Raw genomic sequence first — 3,623 nt, 5'->3', positions numbered from 1 at the left:
CCGACGTCGGTCAGCGGATGCCGGCCGGCGAGCCGCCCATTCCGGCCAGCCCGACCAGCAGCGCTTCGTCCACCGGCAGCACTGAAACTGCGATCCGCCGTGGGTGGGATCCGCAGTTTCAATTGAAACTGTGGTTCTGCTGGCCCCGGTCGGGTTGCTGCGGTCGGGGGAATAGCGGCGTGGTGGGCTTCGTTGCCCTGAGTCGGCTCGGGCTGGGATAGCCTTGCCGCATCCATCGGAATCGAGTGCCCAACGGAGGTTCGGCGTGGAGGTCAAGATCGGCGTCGTGGACAGCCCGCGCGAGCTGACGGTCGCCAGCGGACAGTCCCCCGAAGAGGTCGAGTCGCTGGTCGCCGACGCGCTGAAGAACGCTGACGGCGTGCTGGCGCTGACCGACGAGAAGGGGCGGCGCATCATCGTCCCGTCGACGAAGGTCGCCTACGTGGAGATCGGCCCGGCCGAGCTGCCGCGGGTCGGCTTCGGCGTCGGCTGATCGTCGGGAGTTCCGCCGCGCGCGGCCGCTAGACCGAGGTGGAGGGCACCTCTCGCCAGTACCTGGTGGGAGGTGCCCTCCGCGTTTCGCTGCTCAGTCGTCCACGTCGGTCGGGATCGGGAACGGCGGGCGGCCGGTGCCGGTTATCCGGAAGCGGCCCCACGGATCCGGGTCCGAGAGGGTGCCCCGCGCTTCGCCCTGCGGGGTGCTCAGCAGCACCGCCGTCTTGCGGCCGGCGGCGAACTCGGCCACCTCGTCGTGCGCGGCCACCCGCCCGTACCAGTGGAAACGGCCGTCGATCGGCTGGAAGTGGCCGCGCAGCACCACCTCGACCGCGACCTCGCGGTCCTCGGTGCGCACCGTGGCCGGGCCGCGGTAGTCGTCCTCGTCGTGCTCATCCATGGTCGACGTCCTCCTCGTCGGCATCGGCCACCACGTGCAAGCCGTGCTCGTTGATCTCCAGCGGTTCGTCGGGGTCGATCACCAGGCCGGCCGAGCGCAGCAGGCCGTCGATGGCGTGCCAGATGATCTGCGCCAGGTAGTCGGTGAGGTCGCTGCGGCTCATCGACTGCCGGTCCAGCCACCAGTCACCGCTGGCCTGCACCATCCCGACCGCGCCGTGGCTCCAGACCTCGACGCCGCCGGAGTCCAGGCCGAGCAGCCGCAGGTACTCGCCGAGCAGGCGGGACAGCGAGTTCGCGATCACCGTCTTCTCCGCCGTGACCGGGTCGCTGCGCACCGGCCGGTCGGCGAAGGTGCGCTGCACGACGAACCGGTACAGGTCCGGGTACTGCTCGATGGTCCCGAGATAGGCGTCGAGCAGGCGGCGGATCCGCTGGTTGGGGCTGCCGGTCTCGTGGAACAGCGGTCGCAGGCGCTGCATCAGCAGCTCCGCGCCCCACTCGCCGACGGCGACGTAGAGGTCGCTCTTGTCGTGGAAGTGCCGGTAGAGCACCGGTTTGCTGACCCCGGCCTCGGCGGCGATGTCGTCCATGCCGACCTCGGCCCCGTGCTTGCCGATGGCCCGCACCGTCGCCTCGACGAACTCGGCGCGCCGCGCCTGGCGGTGCTCGCGCCAGCGTTCCCGCCGCGCGTCGCCGCGGGCGCCGTCGCTCGGAGCAGCCTTGACAGGTCGAGAGATGTGGCTCACGCTACCCAAGGTAACTGTTACCCGAAGTAACACGCAATGCCGCGGGTTGAGGGGTGATCACGGGATGAGCAGGGCCTTGCAGGTCAACGACCGGGAGAAGACGGCCGGCAGGCTGTTGAGCTCGTCGGCGCGGAACAGCTACGACCCCGAAGTCGACGTCGACTGGGATGCGCCGCTGGCCGAGGGCAAGCCGTTCATCCCGCTGCACCGCAGCTCGCTCTACGGCACCGAGCTCTGGGACCGGCTCAGCGACGAGCAGCGCATCGAGCTCACCAAGCACGAGTTCGCCAGCATCGCCTCCAACGGCCTGTGGTTCGAGGTCCTGCTGATGCAGATGCTGCTCAAGGAGTTCTACAACTCCGACCCGCGCACCAACCACGCCCAGTACGCGCTGACCGAGGTGGCCGACGAGTGCCGCCACTCGACGATGTTCGCCAAGACGGTGGACCGGATCGGGGCTCCGGCCTACGGGCCGCTGCCGCTGCTGAAGCTCGGCGGCCGGATCCTGCCCGCGACCCTGCGCGGCCCGTCGGCGTACGCGTCGATCCTGGTCGCGGAGGAGATCCTGGACCGCTACCAGCGGGACCAGATGAACGACGAGAACGTCCAGCCGCTGGTGCGCATGATCAACCGCATCCACGTGCTGGAGGAGGCGCGGCACGTGACCTTCGCGCGCGAAGAGGTGATGCGCCGGATGGCCGAGTGCAACGCCGCGGAACGCGCCTACCACCAGTTCATGACCGCGATGGTGTCGTACTTCGTCTGCTTCAGCCTGATCAACCCGCACGTCTACAAGGCGGTCGGCATCCGGCCGCGCGACGGCATGGAAGCGGCGTGGAGCAACCCGGTCTGGCAGGACACCCTGCACTGGGGCGGCGAGAAGATCATGGCGTTCCTGCAGGAAGCGGGGCTGGTCGGAACGCCGGGAATGTACTGGTGGAAGAAGGCCCACCTGATCCGATGACGGGAGCGAACTTGCTGACCACGACCGCTGACGAGTTCAAGACCAGCGATGGCGTCCGGCTGAGTGTCGTCGAGGAAGGACCGGTCGACGCGCCCGTCACCGTCGTGCTCGTGCACGGCTGGGCGCTGACCAAGCACAGCTGGGACCGGGTCGCGACCGGCCTGCCGAAGGCGGCCGGGGTCGAGGCGCGCGTGCTGCGCTTCGACCTGCGCGGCCACGGCGAGAGCGACGCGGCGCCGCGAGGTGGCGCGAGCATCCGGCGCTGCGCGGACGACCTGGCGGAGCTGATCGAAGACCGGGTCCCGACCGGGCCGGTGGTGCTGGCCGGGCACTCGATGGGCGGCATGACGATCATGGCGCTGGCCGAGCAGCACCCGGAGCTGGTCGAGCAGCGCGTGGCCGGGGTGGCGCTGGTGGCGACCTCGGGCGGTGACCTGGTGGCGCCGACCCTCGGCCTGCCCGCGCCGGTCGCGGCGCTGGCCAACCGCAGCGAGCGGTTGGTGCGCAAGCAGCTCGCGGGAGCCAGCGGGAAGCGGCTGAGCTCGAAGTCGGCGTGGATGCGGCCGGCCATGCGCTGGCTGCTGTTCGGACGCGGCCCGGAGGCCAGGGACGTGGCGACCACCGCGGACTGGGTCGCCGCCTGCAACCCGTCGAACATGGCGTCCTTCCGCGCGGCCCTGGCCGATCACGACCGGCTCGGTGCGCTGTCCGCGCTCCGGTCCAAGCCGGCTGTCGTGCTCTCCGGCCTGGCCGACCGGCTCACGCCGCACACGCACTCCCGCCGCATCGCCGAGGCGCTGCCGAACGCGAAGCTGCTGATCTACGCGGGTGCGGGCCACATGCTCCCGCTGGAGCGAACGACGGAGGTCACCGACCGCATCGCCGAACTCGTCGCCCGAGCCGCCCGCTGATCCGACCTCGGTGGACCGTGGTTTCAGTCCCGACTGATAACAGTTTCAATTGAAACTGCGGTCCACCGTGCCTGGGGTCTGCCTTCCGCATCTCGCCCGCTGATG

Annotated in this window: 5 protein-coding genes; 3 read left to right on the top strand and 2 right to left on the bottom strand. The window is 70.1% G+C overall.

Annotated elements, in window-relative coordinates:
• Window positions 1-265: 265 nt before the first annotated feature.
• Window positions 266-493 (top strand): DUF3107 domain-containing protein, encoded by a 228-nt coding sequence (locus ABTZ89_RS36900; RefSeq protein WP_351053717.1) that lies wholly within the window; start codon window positions 266-268, stop codon window positions 491-493.
• A gap of 93 nt (window positions 494-586) precedes the next feature.
• Here ABTZ89_RS36900 and ABTZ89_RS36895 read toward each other — a convergent pair whose 3' ends face one another.
• Both ABTZ89_RS36895 and ABTZ89_RS36890 read right to left on the bottom strand, forming a co-directional pair.
• A complete protein-coding gene (locus ABTZ89_RS36895) occupies window positions 587-895 on the bottom strand; it encodes a DUF4873 domain-containing protein (RefSeq protein WP_270948794.1) in 309 nt (102 codons plus the stop codon).
• Window positions 888-1,643, bottom strand: coding sequence for a TetR/AcrR family transcriptional regulator (locus tag ABTZ89_RS36890; RefSeq protein ID WP_351053714.1), 756 nt, complete (start codon window positions 1,641-1,643; stop codon window positions 888-890). Before ABTZ89_RS36890 ends, ABTZ89_RS36895 begins: the two co-directional genes overlap by 8 nt.
• Before the next feature lie 64 nt (window positions 1,644-1,707).
• Between ABTZ89_RS36890 and ABTZ89_RS36885 the strand changes: the two genes are divergently transcribed.
• Together ABTZ89_RS36885 and ABTZ89_RS36880 are read left to right on the top strand one after the other, a co-directional pair.
• Window positions 1,708-2,607, top strand: coding sequence for an AurF N-oxygenase family protein (locus ABTZ89_RS36885; RefSeq protein WP_270948792.1), 900 nt, complete (start codon window positions 1,708-1,710; stop codon window positions 2,605-2,607).
• Window positions 2,604-3,518: an alpha/beta fold hydrolase gene (locus tag ABTZ89_RS36880; RefSeq protein ID WP_270948791.1), complete on the top strand. Its 915-nt coding sequence runs from the start codon at window positions 2,604-2,606 to the stop codon at window positions 3,516-3,518. Before ABTZ89_RS36885 ends, ABTZ89_RS36880 begins: the two co-directional genes overlap by 4 nt.
• Window positions 3,519-3,623 lie beyond the last annotated feature (105 nt).

The sequence above is a fragment of the Saccharopolyspora sp. NPDC002686 genome (assembly GCF_040295745.1).
Taxonomy (GTDB): domain Bacteria; phylum Actinomycetota; class Actinomycetes; order Mycobacteriales; family Pseudonocardiaceae; genus Saccharopolyspora; species Saccharopolyspora oryzae.
Note: the sequence above shows the minus strand (reverse complement) of the source record. Positions and strands in the feature narration are given on the sequence as shown.

What these genes read in the sequence shown, in the direction of transcription:
- ABTZ89_RS36880 (WP_270948791.1), top strand. Translation starts at nt 2,604, where the DNA reads ATGACGGGAGCGAACTTGCTGACCACGACCGCTGACGAGTTCAAGACC.
- ABTZ89_RS36885 (WP_270948792.1), top strand. Translation starts at nt 1,708, where the DNA reads ATGAGCAGGGCCTTGCAGGTCAACGACCGGGAGAAGACGGCCGGCAGG.
- ABTZ89_RS36895 (WP_270948794.1), bottom strand. Translation starts at nt 895, where the DNA reads ATGGATGAGCACGACGAGGACGACTACCGCGGCCCGGCCACGGTGCGC.